This window comes from Neotabrizicola sp. VNH66 (genome assembly GCF_049445895.1).
GTDB lineage: Bacteria > Pseudomonadota > Alphaproteobacteria > Rhodobacterales > Rhodobacteraceae > Pseudogemmobacter.
On sequence record NZ_JBMSDW010000014.1, the window covers coordinates 1 to 17497 of the forward strand.

At 67.7% G+C, this 17497-nt stretch carries 16 protein-coding genes; 9 read left to right on the top strand and 7 right to left on the bottom strand.

From position 1 onward, the window contains the following. The coding region (locus ACO2Q5_RS17375; protein ID WP_423293385.1) for a bifunctional sugar phosphate isomerase/epimerase/4-hydroxyphenylpyruvate dioxygenase family protein at window positions 1-1526 on the top strand (1526 nt) is incomplete at its 5' end. Here ACO2Q5_RS17375 and ACO2Q5_RS17380 read toward each other — a convergent pair. Then, complete coding sequence (locus ACO2Q5_RS17380; RefSeq protein WP_423293387.1) at window positions 1523-2398, bottom strand: NAD-dependent epimerase/dehydratase family protein; 876 nt, start codon at window positions 2396-2398, stop codon at window positions 1523-1525. The genes ACO2Q5_RS17375 and ACO2Q5_RS17380 overlap by 4 nt on opposite strands. Window positions 2399-2525: 127 nt before the next feature. On the opposite strand from ACO2Q5_RS17380, the gene ACO2Q5_RS17385 reads away from it, so the two are divergent. The 7 genes from ACO2Q5_RS17385 (at window position 2526) to ACO2Q5_RS17415 (ending at window position 10198) form a co-directional block, all read left to right on the top strand. Further along, window positions 2526-4208, top strand: coding sequence for an FAD-dependent oxidoreductase (locus tag ACO2Q5_RS17385; protein WP_423293389.1), 1683 nt, complete (start codon window positions 2526-2528; stop codon window positions 4206-4208). A 22-nt stretch (window positions 4209-4230) separates the two neighbouring features. Next, window positions 4231-5004: an SDR family oxidoreductase gene (locus ACO2Q5_RS17390; RefSeq protein ID WP_423293391.1), complete on the top strand. Its 774-nt coding sequence runs from the start codon at window positions 4231-4233 to the stop codon at window positions 5002-5004. A gap of 96 nt (window positions 5005-5100) precedes the next feature. Next, window positions 5101-6000 (top strand): LysR family transcriptional regulator, encoded by a 900-nt coding sequence (locus ACO2Q5_RS17395; RefSeq protein WP_423293393.1) that lies wholly within the window; start codon window positions 5101-5103, stop codon window positions 5998-6000. 190 nt (window positions 6001-6190) lie between these two features. Continuing rightward, window positions 6191-7171, top strand: a complete 981-nt coding sequence (locus ACO2Q5_RS17400) for a DctP family TRAP transporter solute-binding subunit (RefSeq protein WP_423293395.1) — start codon at window positions 6191-6193, stop codon at window positions 7169-7171. A gap of 2 nt (window positions 7172-7173) precedes the next feature. Continuing rightward, entirely contained in the window at window positions 7174-7620 is a 447-nt protein-coding gene (locus ACO2Q5_RS17405) for a TRAP transporter small permease (RefSeq protein ID WP_423293595.1), read from the top strand. Between the two features lie 7 nt (window positions 7621-7627). After that, entirely contained in the window at window positions 7628-8914 is a 1287-nt protein-coding gene (locus ACO2Q5_RS17410) for a TRAP transporter large permease (RefSeq protein WP_423293397.1), read from the top strand. Window positions 8915-8941: 27 nt separating this feature from the next. After that, a complete protein-coding gene (locus tag ACO2Q5_RS17415; protein WP_423293399.1) occupies window positions 8942-10198 on the top strand; it encodes an aspartate aminotransferase family protein in 1257 nt (418 codons plus the stop codon). A gap of 83 nt (window positions 10199-10281) precedes the next feature. On the opposite strand, the gene ACO2Q5_RS17420 is transcribed toward ACO2Q5_RS17415, so the two are convergent. Further along, window positions 10282-11322 carry a hypothetical protein gene (locus tag ACO2Q5_RS17420; RefSeq protein ID WP_423293401.1) on the bottom strand — a complete coding sequence of 347 codons (1041 nt, stop codon included), beginning with the start codon at window positions 11320-11322 and terminating at the stop codon, window positions 10282-10284. Between the two features lie 224 nt (window positions 11323-11546). On the opposite strand from ACO2Q5_RS17420, the gene ACO2Q5_RS17425 reads away from it, so the two are divergent. Then, on the top strand, window positions 11547-12452 hold the full coding sequence (locus ACO2Q5_RS17425) for a recombinase family protein (protein ID WP_423293403.1): 906 nt from the start codon (window positions 11547-11549) through the stop codon (window positions 12450-12452). Here the strand turns inward: ACO2Q5_RS17425 and ACO2Q5_RS17430 are convergent. Genes ACO2Q5_RS17430 through ACO2Q5_RS17450 form a run of 5 tightly spaced genes read right to left on the bottom strand, consistent with a single transcriptional unit; the run spans window position 12434 to window position 17292 of the window. Beyond that, on the bottom strand, window positions 12434-13450 hold the full coding sequence (locus tag ACO2Q5_RS17430; RefSeq protein ID WP_423293405.1) for a siderophore-interacting protein: 1017 nt from the start codon (window positions 13448-13450) through the stop codon (window positions 12434-12436). The genes ACO2Q5_RS17425 and ACO2Q5_RS17430 overlap by 19 nt on opposite strands. After that, complete coding sequence (locus ACO2Q5_RS17435) at window positions 13447-14262, bottom strand: ABC transporter ATP-binding protein (RefSeq protein WP_423293407.1); 816 nt, start codon at window positions 14260-14262, stop codon at window positions 13447-13449. Before ACO2Q5_RS17435 ends, ACO2Q5_RS17430 begins: the two co-directional genes overlap by 4 nt. Continuing rightward, the gene (locus ACO2Q5_RS17440; RefSeq protein WP_423293409.1) at window positions 14259-15290 is read right to left on the bottom strand and encodes a FecCD family ABC transporter permease; all 1032 of its coding nucleotides are present in this window, start codon (window positions 15288-15290) and stop codon (window positions 14259-14261) included. Before ACO2Q5_RS17440 ends, ACO2Q5_RS17435 begins: the two co-directional genes overlap by 4 nt. Next, window positions 15287-16315 carry a FecCD family ABC transporter permease gene (locus tag ACO2Q5_RS17445; RefSeq protein WP_423293411.1) on the bottom strand — a complete coding sequence of 343 codons (1029 nt, stop codon included), beginning with the start codon at window positions 16313-16315 and terminating at the stop codon, window positions 15287-15289. Before ACO2Q5_RS17445 ends, ACO2Q5_RS17440 begins: the two co-directional genes overlap by 4 nt. Continuing rightward, the gene (locus ACO2Q5_RS17450; RefSeq protein ID WP_423293413.1) at window positions 16312-17292 is read right to left on the bottom strand and encodes an iron-siderophore ABC transporter substrate-binding protein; all 981 of its coding nucleotides are present in this window, start codon (window positions 17290-17292) and stop codon (window positions 16312-16314) included. Before ACO2Q5_RS17450 ends, ACO2Q5_RS17445 begins: the two co-directional genes overlap by 4 nt. Between the last annotated feature and the right edge of the window lie 205 nt (window positions 17293-17497).

Below are 17497 nucleotides of genomic sequence, written 5' to 3' on the forward strand. Positions count from 1 at the left end.
AGCTTGGCGACATCGCCGCCCCCTATGGCATCCGCGTCGGATACGAGGCTTTGTGCTGGGGCCGCCATATCAACGATCACCGCGACGCATGGGAGGTGGTGCGGCGAGCGGATCATCCCAACATCGGGCTGATCCTTGACAGCTTTCACACCCTTGGCCGCAAGACCGACCCCGACACGATCCGCAGCATCCCCGGCGACCGGATCTTCTTTGTCCAGCTGGCCGATGCGCCCGCCATCCCGATGGATCTGCTCTACTGGTCGCGCCACTTCCGCAACATGCCGGGCGAGGGCGATCTGGATGTGACCGCCTTCATGCGCGCGGTGGCCGCCACCGGTTATGCCGGGCCACTGAGCCTTGAGATCTTCAACGACCAGTTCCGCGCCAGCCTGCCCCGGCTGGTGGCGGTGGACGGGCACCGCAGCCTCGTGGCGCTGATGGACCGGGTGCGCCGGTCCGAACCGGCGCTGCCGGTCACCCTGCCCGCCTTTGCCCCGCCCGCCGCGGTGGAGCGGGTCGAGTTCGTCGAATTTGCCACCAGTGCCGATGAGGCCGCGCCGCTGGAGGCGGTGCTGTCTGCCGCCGGTTTCGAACGCGCAGGCCAGCACCGCAGCAAGCAGGTCACGCTTTGGCGGCAAGGCGGCGCCAATGTGCTGGTGAATACCGAGGCCGAGGGCTTTGCCCGCAGTGCCTGGGCCTCGCACGGGACGGCGGTGTCCGAAGTGGGGCTGATGGTGCCGGACGCCCGGGCCTGTCTTCAGCGGGCGCTGGCCCTGGGGGCCGAACCGCATTCGGCCCGCCATGATCCGGCAGAGCTGGAGATTCCGGGTATCCGCGGTGTGGGCGGCAGCGTGATCCGCCTTCTGGACCGTAGTTCCGACCTTGGCCGGATCTGGGATGTGGATTTCACCGTCTCGACCCAGGTTCCGACCGGCGCCGGGCTGACGGGCATCGACCATATCGGCCAGACCATGGCCTATGACGAAATGCTCAGCTGGTCGCTGTTCTATACCTCGATCTTCGATGCCGAACGCGCGCCCGTGGTGGATGTGATCGACCCCGATGGTCTGGTCCGGTCGCAGGCGATCCAGAGCGGCGGGCTGCGGGTCACGCTGAACGGGGCAGAGGCGCGGGGCACGCTGGCGGGGCGGTTCATCACCGACACCTTCGGCGCGTCGGTCCAGCACATCGCCTTTGCCAGTGCGGATATTTTCGCCAGCGCCGATGCCATGGCCGCGCGCGGCTTTCCCGCGCTGCAGATCGGGGCGAATTACTACGCCGATGTGCAGGCGCGCTTTGGACTGGATCCTGAACTGACCCGCCGCCTGCGTGACCGCAACATCATGTATGACGAAGATGCCGGTGGACGCTTCCTGCAATTCTACTGTCAGGCCCGGCCCGGCGGGCTGTTTCTGGAGGTGGTACAGCGCATCGGCAATTACCGCGGCTACGGGGCGCCGAACGCGCCTTTCCGCATTGCGGCGCAGAAGCGGGATGCCCGCCCCGCGGGGATGCCCCGGGTCTAACCCGCGGCCTGCAGATCCCGCAGGCTCAACGCGATGCCATCCCGCACCTGCGTGACCGGATGGCGGCCAAGGGCGGCGGGCACCGGATCAGAGGTCAGCTCTGCCGGGATGCGCAAGGGCGATCCTTCGACGGTGATCCCGGTCCAGCCGGTCTGGGCGGCCAGTTCTGCGACAAAGGCGCCGATGTCCTGCGTGTCGCCCGCCATGGTCAGGACATGCGCCCCGGACAAGGGCCGCGTGACGCCGGAGACCAGAAGCCGCGCGACATCATCGACATGGACCAGCCCGACCCGGCCCGAGAAGCGGATCACCGCCGGTTCCTGCCGGACGGCGGCGGCCAGCGCGATGGACGGTCCCGCCGCGATGCCGCTGCTGATGCCGGGGCCATAGACGATATAGGGCCTGAGCCCAAGGCTGCGCAGCCCGTGGTCGGCGGCAAAGACCCGCGCCAGCCCCTCGACCGCCAGCTTGGTCACGCCATAGACCGTCATCGGCTGCGGATGCTGCGCGTCCTCGGGCCCGAAGACCCCGGCGGTGCTGAGATAGGCCACCGGGATCCGCAGCGCGGCGGCGGCCTGAAACACGTTCAGGCTGGCCATCACATTGATCCGCACCGCCCGCGCCGGATCTGCCGCGCAATCCACCGTCATGATGCCGGCCAGATGGATGATCCCGTCGCAGCCTTCCGCCGCCGCGTGCAGGGTTGCGGCATCGGTCGCATCGCCTGCCATGGTCTCCGCCCCCGGCAGCGCGGCAAAGCGGCCGATGGCGGCGGGCAGGTCCAGAATCCGGACCTGTGCCCCCTGTTCCACCAGAAGCATCGCGGCGCGCCGGCCGATGAAACCCGTTCCGCCCACCAGCAGGATGCGCATTTTGACCTCTCCCTCTTTCCAATCCTCTTTCGCACGAATGGAATGACATTCCAATATGAATTGAACTTCCATTCAAATGGGGTTTGTGCAAGTTTGCGCCGCGAAACCCGACGGAAAGGACGCAGCGATGCAGCAGGGATTCGAGACCGAGGTGGATCTTCTGGTGATCGGGGCCGGGGCCGGAGGGATGACCGCCGCCTTGTCGGGCGCAATCCGCAACCTTTCGGTGCTGCTGTGCGAAAAGACCGATCAGGTCGGCGGCACCACCTCAACCTCGGGCGGGACGACCTGGGTGCCGGGCACTGCGCTGTCGGCCAAGGCCGGGGTACCGGACCGGGCCGAGGATGCCGCCGAATTCCTGCGCCATGTGGTGGGCAACCGCGGCGGCGATGCGCAGCGGACGGCCTTCCTCGCCTCGGGCGATGCGGCCATCGCCGATCTGGAAGCACATTCCGAGGTGCGCTTCATAGCCTCTGCCGCGCATCCGGACTATCTGGACGGGCCCGGCGCCGCCTATGGCGGACGGGCGCTGGCGCCTGTGGCCTTTGACGGGCGCAAGCTGGGACAGGATTTCAACCGTATCCGTCCGCCGCGCGCCATTTTCATGGGGCTGGGCGGCATGATGGTGGGGCGCGCGGAACTGGGCGCGCTGCTGAAGCCGTTTGCCAGCCTTGGCAACCTGCGCACCACGCTGGGCATCGTGCTGCCCTATTTCCGCGACCGGCTGACCCATCGGCGCGGCACCCGGCTTCTGATGGGCAACGCGCTGGTGGCGCGGCTGTTCTACAGCCTGCGGCAGCGCAAGGTTCCGGTCTGGTTCAAGAGCCCGCTGTCTGATTTCATCCGCGAGGACGGGCGCATCATCGGCGCCGTGATCGACACGCCCGAAGGCCCGAAGCGCATCCGCGCGCGGCGGGGTGTCGTGCTGGCCACCGGCGGCATCGGCCACAGTTCCGTGCTGCGCGACCGGCTGTTCCCGGCCGAGATCGCCCGCGTCAGTCAGGCAGGTCCTGGCAGCACCGGCGACGGGATCAGCCTGGCCGAGACCCGGCTGGGGGCTGCGGTGGATGATGGCTGCGACAGCCCTGGCCTCTGGATGCCCTGCTCCTTCCTGCCACAGAAGGACGGGCCGCCGGCGATCTGGCCGCATATCCTTCTGGACCGGGCCAAGCCCGGGCTGATCGCCGTCGGTCCGGACGGCCAGCGTTTCGTGAACGAATCCGACAGCTATCACGATTTCTGCATGGGCATGATCCGCGCCGGGCTGAAGGCCGCGTGGCTGGTGGTGGATGATGCCTTCATCCGCCGCTATGGCCTTGGGCTTGTGCTGCCCGGCGGGCGCGGGCTGGGCGGGCTGTTGCGCAAGGGCTATCTGACCCGGGCCGCCACCCTGCCGGAGCTGGCCGCCAAGATCGGCGTCGATCCTGCCGGTCTGGCCGCAAGTGTGGCCGCGAACAACCGGTTTGCGGCCGAAGGGGTGGACCGTGACTTCGGCCGCGGCACCAGCGTGATGAACCGCTTCAACGGCGACCCTGAGGTTGCGGGCAATCCCTGCCTTGGCCCGCTGGAGAAGGCGCCGTTCTATGCCCTGCGGGTGGTGCCCGTCGATCTGGCGGGCAGTGCCGGGTTGCGCACCGATGAGGATGGCGCAGTGCTGGATGGCACCGGGGCCGCGCTGCCCGGGCTTTACGCCTGTGGCAACGATGCGGCCTCGCTGTTCCGCGGCACCTATCCCGGGCCGGGCACGACCATCGGCCCGGCGATGGTCATGGGCTGGCGGATCGCGCAGGCTGCTGCCCGTGCAGCCTGATCTACGCAAAGCGGAGCGGAAGATGACCTTCGGACTTTCTGGCAAAGTGGCCCTTGTCACCGGCGCCGGGCGCGGCATGGGGGCCGAAACGGCCCGCCTTCTGGCGGCACAGGGGGCGCAGGTGGTGGTGGCGAACCGGACGGTCGCCCGGGCCGAAACCGTGGCCGGGAACATCCGGGCGGCGGGTGGTCAGGCCATTGCCTGCGGTTATGAGGGCGAGACACGCAGCGGCAATGCGGCTGCCGTGCAGGCCGCTGTCGCGGCTTTTGGCGGGCTGGACATCGTGATCCAGAATGCCGGTCTGGTGGAAAGCCGCCCGCTGGCCGATCTGACCGAGGCAGAGCTTGAGGCCACGCTGGCGGTCAATCTGGGCGCCTGTTTCTGGCTGGCCCAAGCCGCGCAGCCCCATATGAAGGCGCGGGGCGGCGGGCGGATCGTGATCACTTCCTCGGTGACCGGGCCGCGGGTGGCCATCGGCGGGATGGCGGCCTATGCCGCGTCCAAGGCGGGGGTGAACGGCTTCATCCGGGCCGCCGCGCTGGAGCTTGCACGGGACGGGATCACGGTGAACGGGGTTGAGCCCGGCTTTATCGCCGCGCCGGATCTGGGCCGCACCGGGCAGGACGCCCGGTCGCTGGCGCTGGCGCAATACATTCCGGCGGGTGTGATCGGGCAGCCCGCGGATATCGCCCATGCCATGCTGTTCCTCGCCTCGGACGAGGCGCGCTACATCACGGGCCAGACCATCGTGGTGGACGGAGGGGCCACGCTCCCTGAAAGTCCGCTGCTTATGTAGGCACAACGTGAATGCGCGCGCGGTCGGGCTGGGCTAGCATTGATTCAGGGGAAACATGCGTCATGATTTCCCGTGCCCTGAAGGACGCGCGCGAACATGCGACACCTTGAAAGTGAAACTCTGGCGGTTCTGATCGCCGTGGCCGAGACCCGCAGCTTCACCACCGCGGCCGAGCGGCTGGGAAAAACGCAGGCCGCGGTCAGCATGTGCATCGCCCGGACCGAGGAAAAGCTGCAGAAGCGGCTGTTCGAGCGGACCCGCCACGGCGCCATTCCCACGGCCGTGGGGCAAAGCCTGATCGGCTATGCCCGCAAGATCGTGGCGCTGGAGGCTGAGGCTTTGTCCTTCGTCAGCGACAGCATCTCGGAGGCGCGGGTCCGGCTGGGGATGCCCGACGATTACCTGAGCCTGATCGGCAATCTCCTGCTGCACAAATTCGCCCCGCAGCACCGGGCGATCTATATCGACCTGACCTGTGATTTTTCCACGCGGCTGCACACGATGGTGGACAACGGGCAGGTGGATATCGCCCTTGCCGTCTGCCAGATCGACGCGCGGCCAAAGGGGGAAATCCTGTTCAGCCACCGGCAGCTCTGGTGCACCGGCCCCTCGGGGACGCCGGAAACCGAAGACGTGCTGCGGCTGGCGCTGTTTTCCGAGGAGTGTTCGGCCCGGCCCCGCATCGCCGCCGCGCTGGAGCGGCACGGGCGGCCGTGGCGGATGGTGCATTCCTCATCCCATCTGGCGGGCCTGCTGATGGCGGTCGCCTCCGGCCGGATGCTGACCGTGCTGCCGGAATGCGCGGTGCCATCGGGCTGGCGCATCATCGACCCGGTGGCCGCAAACCTGCCCGTCCTGCCGGAATCCTTCCTGACCATCGTGACGCCGGAAAACCAGAGGCTGGCCGTTCGCAAGATTGCGGCCTTTCTTCAGGCCGAATTCACCGGATACGGCGATCAGAACAGCCTGTCCGGGCTGAGTGAACGCCCGGCCTGACGGGCCGGGCCCGCCCAGACAGATCACTCCGGATTATGCCGGCATAAACCGAAGTTGCCCCGCCCTGGCGTCCCGGCGATTGACGGCGCCTACGGCGCGCCGCTTACTGGCGGCATAAACAAGAGCCTTCCGAGACCGGCGCAGCAGCATTGCTGAACGCAGTCCGGGGCCGACAACATGGGAGTTTTGCATGTCTATCACTCGCCGCAACTTTGTTGCGGGCAGCGCCGCCGTGTCTGCACTGGCCCTGACCGGCCTTCCCGCCCGGGCCGCCACCACCCTGCGCGTCGCGCATTCCTCGCCCGACAGCAGCCTGATCCAGCAGGCCATGCTGAAGTTCAAGGAAGAGGTCGAGGCCACGACCGAGGGCCGGATTTCCGTCACCATCTTCGCCAACGGCCTGCTGGGCGACGAAGGCCCGGTGAACGAAGCCGTGGGTGACGGCTCCATCGACATGGGGCTGGGCGGGGTGGTCGATGCGATCGACCCGCGGCTGAACGTGGTCTCGCTGCCCTTCCTGTTCGAAAGCTTCGACAAGGTGCATGCCGTGCTGGACGGCCCGGTGGGCGAAGAGCTGAAGGCCATGGCGCCGGCCCGCGGCTATGAAATCCTGGGCTTCCTCGATTCCGGGTTCCGGTCCTTCACCAGCAACAAGGCCCCGATCACCACCCCCGCCGACATGGCCGGGCTGAAGATGCGCTGCCCGCCGATCCCCGTCATCATCGAGACGGTGAAGGTTCTGGGCGCGCTGCCGCAATCCATCCCCTATGGCGAGGTCTATACCTCGCTGCAAAGCGGCGTGGTGGACGGGGCCGAGCCCGAGCTGCGCGACTTCTACGATGCCAAATGGTACGAAGTGCAGAAGTATCTGTCGCTGTCGAACTATGTCTGGACCGCGAACTACTGGTACGCGAACAAGGACCGGCTGGATGGTCTGGACCCGGCCGACCGTGCCGCCGTCGTGGCCGCCGCCGCCAACACCCAGACCTGGTATCGCGGCGCGATCAAGCAGGTCTATACCGAGATCATCGACACGCTGAAGACCGCCGGCGTCACAGTGAATGACATGGATGTCGCGCCCTTCAAGGAAATGGTCGGCCCGGTCTATGAAACCTTCTCGGCCGAATACGGCGCCGATCTGGTTTCGGCCATCCGCAAGGCGGCAGCGTGACGATGGAACGGACCGGCAAGCTTGCGGTCTGGCTGCTGACGCTTGGCGGGGTGCTCTCGGTGGTTGCGGTCGTCGCAGCCACCGGCCTTGGCGTCGTGGCCCGCTATTTTCACATCAGCGGCGTGACGTGGTCGTTCGAACTGGTCGGCATCCTGTTCCTCTGGGTCACGGCCTTCGGCACGGTTCTTTCGGAAATCCGGCATGAGAACGTGTCCATCGACGGCGTGGTCGCCACGCCGGGCCGGATCAAGGGCACCTATCATGCCATCGTCCTGCTGATCGTCGCAGTGGTGATGATCTGGAGCGGATGGGCCATGCTGGGCCGCACCGCCTTTACCCCCACCCCCGTCATGCGTGCGCCAAGCTGGATCATGCAGGCCACCATCCCCCTGATGGGCGTGGGTCTGGGGCTGATCGCCCTGCTGCGCCTTTTCCGTCTGACCAGATAGGACGCCAATGACCCTTCTCGTTTTGTTCGGCGTCTTCGGGCTGACGCTTTATACCGGCGTGCCCGTCGCCTGGGCCATCGCCGCCTCGACGCTGGCCGTCATCCTTACGGGCCTTGTCCCGCTGCCCCCCGCTTGGTTCGCGCAGCAGGTCTTTGGCGGTGCGAATTCCATCCACCTTGCCGCGATTCCGCTGTTCCTTGTGGCAGGCGGTATCATGAATTCCGGCGGGCTGACCCGGCGGATCATCGACCTGGCCGATGACCTTCTGGGCTGGGTCCGGGGTGGTCTGGGCATCGTCAACGTCGCCACCTGCATGGTCTATGGCGGCATCACCGGATCGGCCACCGCCGACACCGGGGCCGTAGGGTCGATCATGATCCCGGCGATGGAGAAAAAGGGCTACCCCCGCGATTTCTCGGCCGCTGTCACCGCCGCTGCGGGCACGCTGGGCATCATCCTGCCGCCAAGCGTGGTGATGATCATGTATGGCGTGATCACCGACACCTCGATCGGTGGCCTCTTCGCCGCCGGTGTCATTCCCGGCATCATGCTGGGCGTCACCTTCATGCTGACGGCATGGTGGGTGGGCGTGAAAGAGGGCTTTCCGCGGTCGGACACCCGGCCGACCTTCGGCTCGACCGTCCGGCATATCTGGCGCGCGCTGCCTGCGCTTCTGATGCCTCTGGTGGTGCTGGGTTCGATGCTGGGCGGTTTCGCCACCGCGACCGAGGCCGCCTTCGTCGCCGTCGTCTGGGCGATCCTTGTCGGGGCGCTGGTCTACCGCGAACTGACCTGGGCGTCCTTGTGGGAGACCTGCAACGAAACCGCCCGGATGACCGGCGCCATCATGATCATCATGGCCGTGGCCACGCCGTTCTCGTGGATCCTGACCGTGGAACAGGTGCCGGACTGGGCCGCCTCGCTGCTGCACGATTCCGGCGCCGGGCCGGTGATGATGATCCTTCTGATCATCCTTCTTCTGACCTTCGTCGGCACATGGGCAGACCTTGGCCCCACCATCATCATCCTTGCCCCCATCGTTCACCCCATCGGGCTGGAGGCCGGGCTGCAGCCCTATCAGCTGGGCCTGATCTTCGTGATCTCGGGCGGGATTGGCCTGTTCACCCCGCCGGTCGGCACAAACATCTTTGTGGTCTGCAACATCGCCAAGGTCGGCGTGGGCGCCGTGACCCGGCGGCTGTGGCCCTTCTTCATCACCAGCAACATCTGCCTGCTGATCGTCGCCTTCGTTCCGGCAACGACCGAATGGCTGCCCCGGGTCTTCGGCTTCTAGACCCGAACCCTGCACCGGAGTTCTTCCATGAAACACATGACCGTTCCCCTTGGCATCTCCAGCCAGCCAAGGACGCTTCCAGACGTGGATGGCGAAACCTTCATCGTCGCCTCCAGCAAGGGCGCGCGGCTGACCGATACCGCAGGCCGCAGCTTTGTGGACTATGGCATGGCCATGGGCGCCTGCCTTGTGGGCCACGCCCATCCCGCCGTCGTCACCGCCTGCACCGGGGCGCTGGAAAACGGCCCGATGCCCGGTTTCCGCAACAACCTTGAGGAAGCCGCGGGCGAGGCGCTGGTCGCGCTGATGGGGCCGCGGATCGAGCGGATCACCTTTGTCACCACCGGGACCGAGGCGGTGCATCTGGCCTGCCGGATGGCCCGCGGCACGACCGGGCGGCGCATCATTGCAAAGGCGGCGGGCGGCTATGACGGCTGGTTCGATCCGCTGCGTCTGGGCAATGTCGGCTCTCCCGAGGCGGACCCGGCCAACAACGACCGCCCGCTGAAGGATGAAATCACCCTGTTCCGGGTGAACGACATTCCCGACATCGAGAAGCTGTTTCAGGAGCATGGCGCCGATCTGGCGGCAATTCTGGTGGAGCCGATGCTGGGCAACACCGCCTGCCTGGTGCCCGACCGCGCGTTCTTTGAACGGTTGACGGAACTGGCGCAGGCCAATGGCACGATGATCATTTCGGATGAGGTGATGGTCGGCCTGCGTCTGGGCCGGGGCCTCGTCAGCGAACAGCTGGGGCTGATGCCCGATCTGGTGACCATGGGCAAGGCCATCGGCAGCGGCATTGCCGTCGCCGCGGTGCTGGGCACGGCCGAGGCCTTCAAGGTGACCGAGAGCGGACAGGTCATGCGCTTTGGCACCTATCACGGCAACCCCTTGGCAATGCAAGCGGTTCTATCCACCATGGGGCTTCTGGACCAGCCGTTCTATGATCGGCTGAACGGCTATGGTGCCGCCATGCGCGATGCCATCACTGGCGCCTTTGCCGAAGAGGGGATCGTGGCCCGCACCTCCGGCTTCGACGCGGCCTTTTCGCTGTGGTTCTGCGATGCCGTGCCCAAGACGCTGGCCGAGGCGATGCAGCGCTCGCGCCCGGAAGCCACGCGGATCGTCTATGAAAGCCTGCGCCGGAACGGGGTGGTGGCGCTGCCCTCGCCCTGGGGCCGCTATTTCGTGTCGGGCGAACATGGCGCGGCCGAGCTGGAGATCACCCGCACGGCATTTGCGGCTGCGGCGCGGGCGGTTGCGGCAGCCGACGTTCTGTAACCTGCCGCGGGGGGCATTCCCCGCGGGCCATCACGGCGGAGGTTCCTTGATCAACGGGAGCGGTTCCGCCGGTTGACCGGCCCTCAGATACAGGCCTGCCACATCCGGAACCGGCCTTGCTCCGTCACCTCGCGCACAAGGCCGCCGGCTTCCATCCAGGTCAGATTGCGCTGGACTGCCGCCCGGCTGGCCCCGGTCAGCCGCTCGGCCATGGGGGCGGAGACCAGCGGCCATTCCGTCAGCACGGCACAAAGCGCGGGGGGTGTCCGGCCGGAAAGGCCGGACATCGCCGCCCGGGCGCGGGCCGACCAGGCCTCGATCCCGTCCAGATGGCGCAGCGCGGCAAGGCAGGCGCTGTCCATACCGTCCAGCCAGCGCGCCAGCCGCTCTGCGGGCGCACCGCCTGCGCGCAGCCCCCCTGCCCCACCCAGCACCAAGGGCGCAAAGACCGCCCCGCGCCCTTCGGCTGCGGCGATCCGGGCTGCGGTGACCGCGGCCTCGATCCGGTCACCGCTGCGGGTCAGCCCGGCCAGCGCCCAGAGATGAAATCCCATGCAGGCGCGGGTCACCGGATGCAGGCCGCCGGCCTGCGTCATCAGCCGCAGCCAGCTGTCCGCACGATCTGCAAAGGGTTCCGCCTCTGCCTCAAGCGCACCGGGATCGCGCCGGTCCAGAAAGGCACCCAGATCGGGCTCGGGCCCGGGGCCGCCGGTCAGGCGCCGCGCCGCCCATGCCACCCGTGACAGGGCCGCCGCATCCTCCTGCGCTCCCGAAAGCCTCAGCGCCAGCCAGAGGGCCAGCCGGTCCGGGCCGACACGGTCGCCCGCGAACCAGCTGAGCTCGGCCGCTTCCAGCAAAGCCAGCCGGTGCCGCCACCCCTCAGGTCCACGGGTCAGCCGGTCGTCCAGCGCACCCAGTCGACCGGCAACCCGGGCAAGACGTGCGGCTGCCCCCGCCTCTGCCGCGACCCAATCCCCGATGACGCCGGTTTCCGGCGGTTCCGCCCGCGGACCGGGAGGAAGGATGTCCGGCTCTTCCTCGGCCGGGCCGGGCAGAAACCACAGATCCCCCTCCGGATCGGAGGTGTCGGAATCTTCTGGAAAATCAGCATATGGCGATCTCATATGATCATAATATCCATATTTTGCGTATTACCAAGGCGTTCTTGCCAAATCCACCGCGACGGCCGTTTGCTTCGGGCCAGAGGCCGGATGCACTGGCGCCCCTGATGCCGCTTGTGCAGGGAAAAGCGGAGAGGCGGAGCGTATCGCCCTTCCATGGCCCCATTGCATTGATTTACAATCGGTCGTTTAATGATGACATCTGAAACTGGAAACGGCCTGTTGCGATGCGCCTGATCGGCTATGCCCGCGTCTCGACCGAAGATCAGACGCCCTTGCCCCAGACGCAGGCGCTTGAGGCGGCGGGTTGCGCGGAAATCTATGAAGAACAGGCCTCTGGTGGCGACCGGGCGCGGCCGGTGCTGGCAAAGGTGCTGGAACGGATCGCCCGTGGCGACACGCTGGTCGTGGTGCGGATCGACCGGCTGGCGCGGTCATTGTCGCATCTTCTGGAGGTGATCGAGCGGCTGGAGACGAAAGGCGCCTTCTTCCGCTCTCTGACCGACCCGATCGACACCTCCAGCCCGCAGGGCAAATTCACGCTGCAGGTTCTGGGTGCCGCGGCCGAATTCGAACGTGCGCTGATCCGCGACCGCACCAAGGCCGGTCTGGCCAGCGCCCGCAGCAAGGGGCGGGTTGGTGGCAATCCCGGTTTGCGCGCGCGTGATCCGGCGGCCTTGCGCAAGGTGCGGCTGGCGCGGCACGACGGGTATATGGAACGGCTGAACAAGACGGCGCAGGACTGGGTGCCGCAGGTGCGGCGGCTGCGGCCCGATATGGCCTGGGAGGACGTGCTGCGCATCGTCAACGCCCCCCTGCCAGAGGCGCGGCGCTGGACCCACAGCCGCCTGCTGCGCGCCGTGAACGCCTATGTCCGCAGCGGGTTTCTGCCCGAAACCGTTCTGGCGCGTGCCGGTCGGCGGGAAACCGATGACCGGTTGCCCGCCATCGTCGCCGCCATCAAGGGCGCGGATCCCGACATCACGCTTCAGGCGATCTGCACCCGGCTGGAAGCGATGCGGGAACGCACGCCCCGCGGCCGGTCCAGATGGCAACCGTCATCGGTGAAGATGCTGCTGGACCGGGCCGAGAAGCTGGGACTTCTGCGTGCGGATCAGTCGCGCGTCCAATAGGCGGCGGCGCTGATCTCTCCCTTGTCCAGACCGCGCGCGGCCAGCATTTTGCGGGCGGCCTGTGCCTCGGCCGCCTCGGCGGCAAAGAACACCGCACGGTTGCGGTCGGGGATATGCAGCGCTTCCAGCACGGAAAGCGGGGTTTCCCCCGCTTCGCGCAGGGCCCAGCGGACCGAAACGCCCGGCGGATGGTGCAAGTCCTGCGCATCGGCGGCACAGGGCACCACCAAGACGGCCTCGCCCCGGGCGTCATCCGGCATCATCGCCAGAAGCCGGGCGATCACCGGCACGGCGGTTTCATCGCCGACAAGGCCCTGCCAGCCGCCGCTGTTCGGCCCGCGCCCCCCGCCCGGACCGGAGAGGATGATCTCCTCTCCCGCGGGAAGGCCTGTGCACCAGTCGGTGACCCGGCCGCCCTCGTGCAGGAACACGTCGAAATCCAGATGCGGCAGTCCATCGCGGTCGCCGATCCAGCGGGTGGTATAGACCGGCTTGTGCCATGCGGCCGTCCCTTGCGGCCACAGGGTCACGCCATTGTCGTCGATCCCCGGCCAGCCTGCACCCTGGGGACCGAAGAGCAGCCGGAAATGCAGCCCGCCGGTGGCGAACCGCGCCAGTTCGGCCCCGGCCAGCGTGACCCGCCGGTAGGACGGCGAAATCTGCACCGAGGACACCACCCGCGCCAGCGCGTGATTGTCCGGCCGTCCGGCGGCGCGGCGGCCCTGCCATTCCGGCACCACGCCCGCGGCCGAGAATTCCTCGGTCAGATAATCGCGCAGCATCTGCAGATGGGGCACGTCCTGCGCGGTGACACGGACGCGGGTCATATCCCCCTCGGCCCGCACCCGCATGTCGCCGCCGGACAGGACAACGGTCATCCCGTCGTCATGCGACATGATCCCGAAGCCGATTTCCCGGGCCCGGTGGTTGAAGGCGGGCAGCGCGGTCTCCGGCGGCACGGGCAGCAGCGCCTCGATGAAGGGCAAGGCAGTGGTCATCCGGTTTCCCTTTCGTGGGCTGAGGAAAGCGAGGCGCGGGGCACCATCATCGGGCGGCCGCTGACCGGATCGGCCATCACAAGGCTGTCCAGCCCGAAGATGTCGCGGATATGCGCCTCGGTCAGCACCTCGGCCGGGGTGCCGGTGGCGTGGATGCGACCGGATTTCATCCCGACGATGCGGTCGGCGTGACGGGCGGCCAGGTTCAGTTCGTGCAGCACCATCACCACGGTGGTGCCCCGGCGGCGGTTCAGGTCGGACAGCAGTTCCAGCACTTCGATCTGGTGGCTGACGTCCAGAAAGGTGGTGGGTTCGTCCAGGAGCAGGATCTCGGTCTCCTGCGCCAGTGCCATGGCGATCCAGACCCGCTGCCTTTGCCCGCCGGACAGGGCACCGACCTCGCGCTCGGCCAGCGCGGCCGTTCCTGTCACCTCCAGCGCATGGGCCACGGCGGCATCGTCGGCATCGGTCCAGCGCGCGAACAGCCCGTGGTGCGGATGACGGCCGCGGCTGACCAGATCCAGAACCGTGATCCCGTCCGGTGCCACCGGGCTTTGCGGCAGAAAGCCAAGCCGTCGGGCAAAGCTTCTGGATGCGATGCGGCCGACCGGGGTGTCGTCCAGCGTGACCTCACCCGCGCGCGGGGGCAGAAGCCGGGCCAGACAGCGCAGGAGCGTGGATTTCCCGCAGGCATTGGCGCCCAGAATGGCGGTCACCTGACCCGGGGCGATGTCCAGGGTGACGTCCCGCAGGACAGGCGTGGCACCGTAGCCCGCCACAAGGCCGCGGGTTTGCAGCAAGGGTTGGCTCATGCCCCGGTTCCTTTCCGGTTTTCGCGCAGGATCAGTGCGACAAGATAGGGTGCGCCCAGAATTCCGGTGACGATGCCCACCGGATAGCGGGCGGGCATCAGGAACTGGCCGGCAAAGTCGCAGATCAGCACCAGAAGCGCGCCGACCGCGGCGGCAGGCAGCAGGATCGGGCCGTCCCGCCCGGTCAGCCGCGCCGCAATGGGGCCGGACAGGAAGGCCACGAAGGCGATGGGGCCGGCGCTTGCGGTGGCGGTGGCCACCAGCCCGACACCGGCAAGGATGGTGGTGATCCGCGTGAAACCCAGCCGGACGCCAAGGGCCGCCGCCGCCTCATCCCCCATCCGCATCATTTCCAGATCGTGCGCCCGCAGGAGCAGGAGGCTGCCGCAGACCGCCAGCACCAGCAGAAGCGGCAGCGCCTGATCCAGCTGCGCCCCGTTCACGCTGCCCGACAGCCAGCGCATCGCTTCCTGCAGCGACCATGACGGCGCGCGTGACAGGATATAGGCCGTCAGGCTTTGAAGCATGGCCGAAAGGCCAATGCCCACAAGGATCAGCCGCGCGCCTGACACCTCGCCCCGCCAGGCCAGCAGATAGATCAGCAGCGCGACCCCCAGCCCCGCCACCACCGCATAGGCCGAGACGGCCGGGCCGGTGATGGACAGCACGACGATGCAGAACACGGCCGATGTGCTGGCGCCCGCGCTGATGCCGATGATATCGGGGCTGGCCAGCGGATTGCGCAGCAGGGTCTGGAATGCCGCACCACCAAGGCCGAAGGTGGCCCCGGCCAGCAGGGACAGCAGCGCGCGGGGCAACCGCAGGCTGCGGATCGTGAAACCCGCGCCCGTCGCATCTTCGCCCTGCAGCACCTGCCACAGCGTGGCGGGAGAAAAGGCTTTCTGTCCCAGCATCAGCGTCAGCAGAACCCCAAGCGCCAGAAGCCCGGTCAGACAGGCCAGCACACCGGCCCGGCGCCGGATCCGGGCATGCCGTTGCCCGGCAATGGCGGCAATGGTCCGGGTCATAGTGCCGCCACCCGGCGCTGGCGGACGATCCAGATGAAAACCGGCGCGCCGATGAAGGCGGTGACGATACCGGCATCCACCTCGCCCGGGCGGGCGATCAGGCGGCCCGCCACATCGGCCAGCACCAGAAGCGCCGCGCCGGACAGGGCCGAGGCGGGCAGGATCAGCCGGTAATCCACGCCAAAGACCAGGCGGCAGGCATGCGGCACCACCAGCCCGACGAATCCGATCGGCCCGCACAGTGCCGTGGTGGCCCCCGACAGGACAATGGCCGCCCCAGCCCCCAGTATCCGCGCCAGGGTGACGTTTTCACCCAAGGCCTGCGCGGTGTCCTCTCCCAAAGCCAGAAGGTTCAGCTTGCGGGCCGAGGCCAGCGCGGCCAGCGCCCCTGCGGCGAGAAACGGCAGGACCGGGGTGATCTGGTCCCATCGCGCCCCGCCCACACCGCCGATCATCCAGCTTTGCGCCAGCCCGCCGATATCTCCCCGCGGCAGGATCACCGCTGTGGTGAAGGAGGCCATGGCGGCCGACAGCGCCGCACCGGCCAGCGCCAGTTTCAGGGGCGTTGCCCCGCCGATGCCAAGGCTGGCAATGGCATAGACCCCGGCCGCCGCCAGCCCTGCCCCCAGAATGGCGATCCAGACATACAGCGTGGCGCTTTCCATGCCGAACCACGCCAGCCCGATGACAACGGCCAGCGCGGCCCCGGCATTGGTGCCCAGTATCCCCGGATCGGCCAGCGGATTGCGTGTCAGCCCCTGCATCGCCGCCCCGGCAAGCCCAAGCGCCGCCCCCGCCAGCAGCGCCAGCGCGGTGCGGGGAATGCGGGCGGCCACGGCCGCCTCGGCAATCGTGTCGGGTGCGCGGGTCAGGGCGGCGGCGATATCGGCCCAGGCCACATCTCGCGCGCCGAAGGTCAGCGAGACGAAGACCGCCAGCGCCAGCAACACCAGAAGCGCCGCCCCCCCTGTCAGGGTGCGGCGCCGGGCCTGGGCCAGCGGGCCGGTGGTGCGCGGAGGCGTCATTCCGCCTTGGCAACCGCTGTGGACAGAAGCGCCGCGTAATCCTCCAGCACCCAGGGCAGCGACAGCGGCGTGGGATTGGCGGCGGTGCCCACCGGATCATTGCCCAGCATCACCAGCGCGCCGCGCGCCACCGCGGGCAGACGGGCGGCCAGAATGTCGGTGGACAGCTTTTGCAGCAGATCATTGCCGCCATAGGTGACAAGGATGTCCACATCCGCCAGATCGTCGATCCGTTCGGCGCTGATCTCGCCCGAGAAGGCGCCACCTGCGGCCGCCTCGACCACCATCGGGGGCGAGGTCAGGCCAAGATCGTGGAAGAACTGCACCCGGGTGTCGTTATCGGTGTAAAATCCGATCCGGCTGAGGTCCATCGCCGACAGATGGGTCACGAACATCGCGGTTTTGCCCTGCAACTCCGGGTGGGCGGCGCGGGTGGCGGCGATCTTGCCCTCCAGCTCGGCCACAAGGGCACGGCCCTCTTCCGCCATGCCCATGCCTGCGGAATTCAGCAGGATCGTGTCGCGCCAGCCGGTGGACCACGGCGTTTCGGGATAGGCGATGACCGGGGCAATCTGGCTGAGCATTTCGTAATCCGCGGCACTCAGCCCGGAATAGGCGGCAAGGATCACATCCGGCCGGGTGGCGGCCACCGCCTCGAAGTCGATCCCGTCGCCTTCATCGAACAGCACGGGGATTTCTGCGCCCAGTTCCTCCAGCCGCGCCTCGACCCAGGGCAGCACACCATCGCCGTCGTCATCGCCGAAATTCGCGCGGGCAAAACCCACCGGCACGATGCCAAGGGCCAGCGGCACCTCATGGTTGGACCAGTTCACCGTGGCGATGCGGACGGGTTTTTTCGCGATCACGGTGGTGCCGAACGCATGCTTCACCGACAGCGGATAGTCCTCTGCCATGGCCCCCCCGCCGGCCAGAACCGTGCAGGCAAGGGCAAGGACAAAGCCTTTGATCAGCGTCATGATACGGCCTTTTCTTGCAGTTTCGCGCAGGAATTGCGGTCTGGCGCGCCTGCTGGTCAAGCATCCGGCCGGGATTCCCGCGGTCTGCCCGACGGATTTCGACTATTTCTTACTAAAAAAGTTGATTAATTCAAGAACCCCGGCCGGAGGGTTGTTATAGCCCGCCTATCCTTTTGCCGCTGTGGCCCCGTCCCGGCGAATCGGC

What these genes read in the sequence shown, in the direction of transcription:
- ACO2Q5_RS17425 (WP_423293403.1), top strand. Translation starts at nt 11,547, where the DNA reads ATGCGCCTGATCGGCTATGCCCGCGTCTCGACCGAAGATCAGACGCCC.
- ACO2Q5_RS17420 (WP_423293401.1), bottom strand. Translation starts at nt 11,322, where the DNA reads ATGAGATCGCCATATGCTGATTTTCCAGAAGATTCCGACACCTCCGAT.
- ACO2Q5_RS17445 (WP_423293411.1), bottom strand. Translation starts at nt 16,315, where the DNA reads ATGACGCCTCCGCGCACCACCGGCCCGCTGGCCCAGGCCCGGCGCCGC.
- ACO2Q5_RS17405 (WP_423293595.1), top strand. Translation starts at nt 7,174, where the DNA reads ATGGAACGGACCGGCAAGCTTGCGGTCTGGCTGCTGACGCTTGGCGGG.
- ACO2Q5_RS17430 (WP_423293405.1), bottom strand. Translation starts at nt 13,450, where the DNA reads ATGACCACTGCCTTGCCCTTCATCGAGGCGCTGCTGCCCGTGCCGCCG.
- ACO2Q5_RS17390 (WP_423293391.1), top strand. Translation starts at nt 4,231, where the DNA reads ATGACCTTCGGACTTTCTGGCAAAGTGGCCCTTGTCACCGGCGCCGGG.
- ACO2Q5_RS17395 (WP_423293393.1), top strand. Translation starts at nt 5,101, where the DNA reads ATGCGACACCTTGAAAGTGAAACTCTGGCGGTTCTGATCGCCGTGGCC.
- ACO2Q5_RS17450 (WP_423293413.1), bottom strand. Translation starts at nt 17,292, where the DNA reads ATGACGCTGATCAAAGGCTTTGTCCTTGCCCTTGCCTGCACGGTTCTG.
- ACO2Q5_RS17435 (WP_423293407.1), bottom strand. Translation starts at nt 14,262, where the DNA reads ATGAGCCAACCCTTGCTGCAAACCCGCGGCCTTGTGGCGGGCTACGGT.
- ACO2Q5_RS17440 (WP_423293409.1), bottom strand. Translation starts at nt 15,290, where the DNA reads ATGACCCGGACCATTGCCGCCATTGCCGGGCAACGGCATGCCCGGATC.
- ACO2Q5_RS17380 (WP_423293387.1), bottom strand. Translation starts at nt 2,398, where the DNA reads ATGCGCATCCTGCTGGTGGGCGGAACGGGTTTCATCGGCCGGCGCGCC.
- ACO2Q5_RS17385 (WP_423293389.1), top strand. Translation starts at nt 2,526, where the DNA reads ATGCAGCAGGGATTCGAGACCGAGGTGGATCTTCTGGTGATCGGGGCC.
- ACO2Q5_RS17400 (WP_423293395.1), top strand. Translation starts at nt 6,191, where the DNA reads ATGTCTATCACTCGCCGCAACTTTGTTGCGGGCAGCGCCGCCGTGTCT.
- ACO2Q5_RS17410 (WP_423293397.1), top strand. Translation starts at nt 7,628, where the DNA reads ATGACCCTTCTCGTTTTGTTCGGCGTCTTCGGGCTGACGCTTTATACC.
- ACO2Q5_RS17415 (WP_423293399.1), top strand. Translation starts at nt 8,942, where the DNA reads ATGAAACACATGACCGTTCCCCTTGGCATCTCCAGCCAGCCAAGGACG.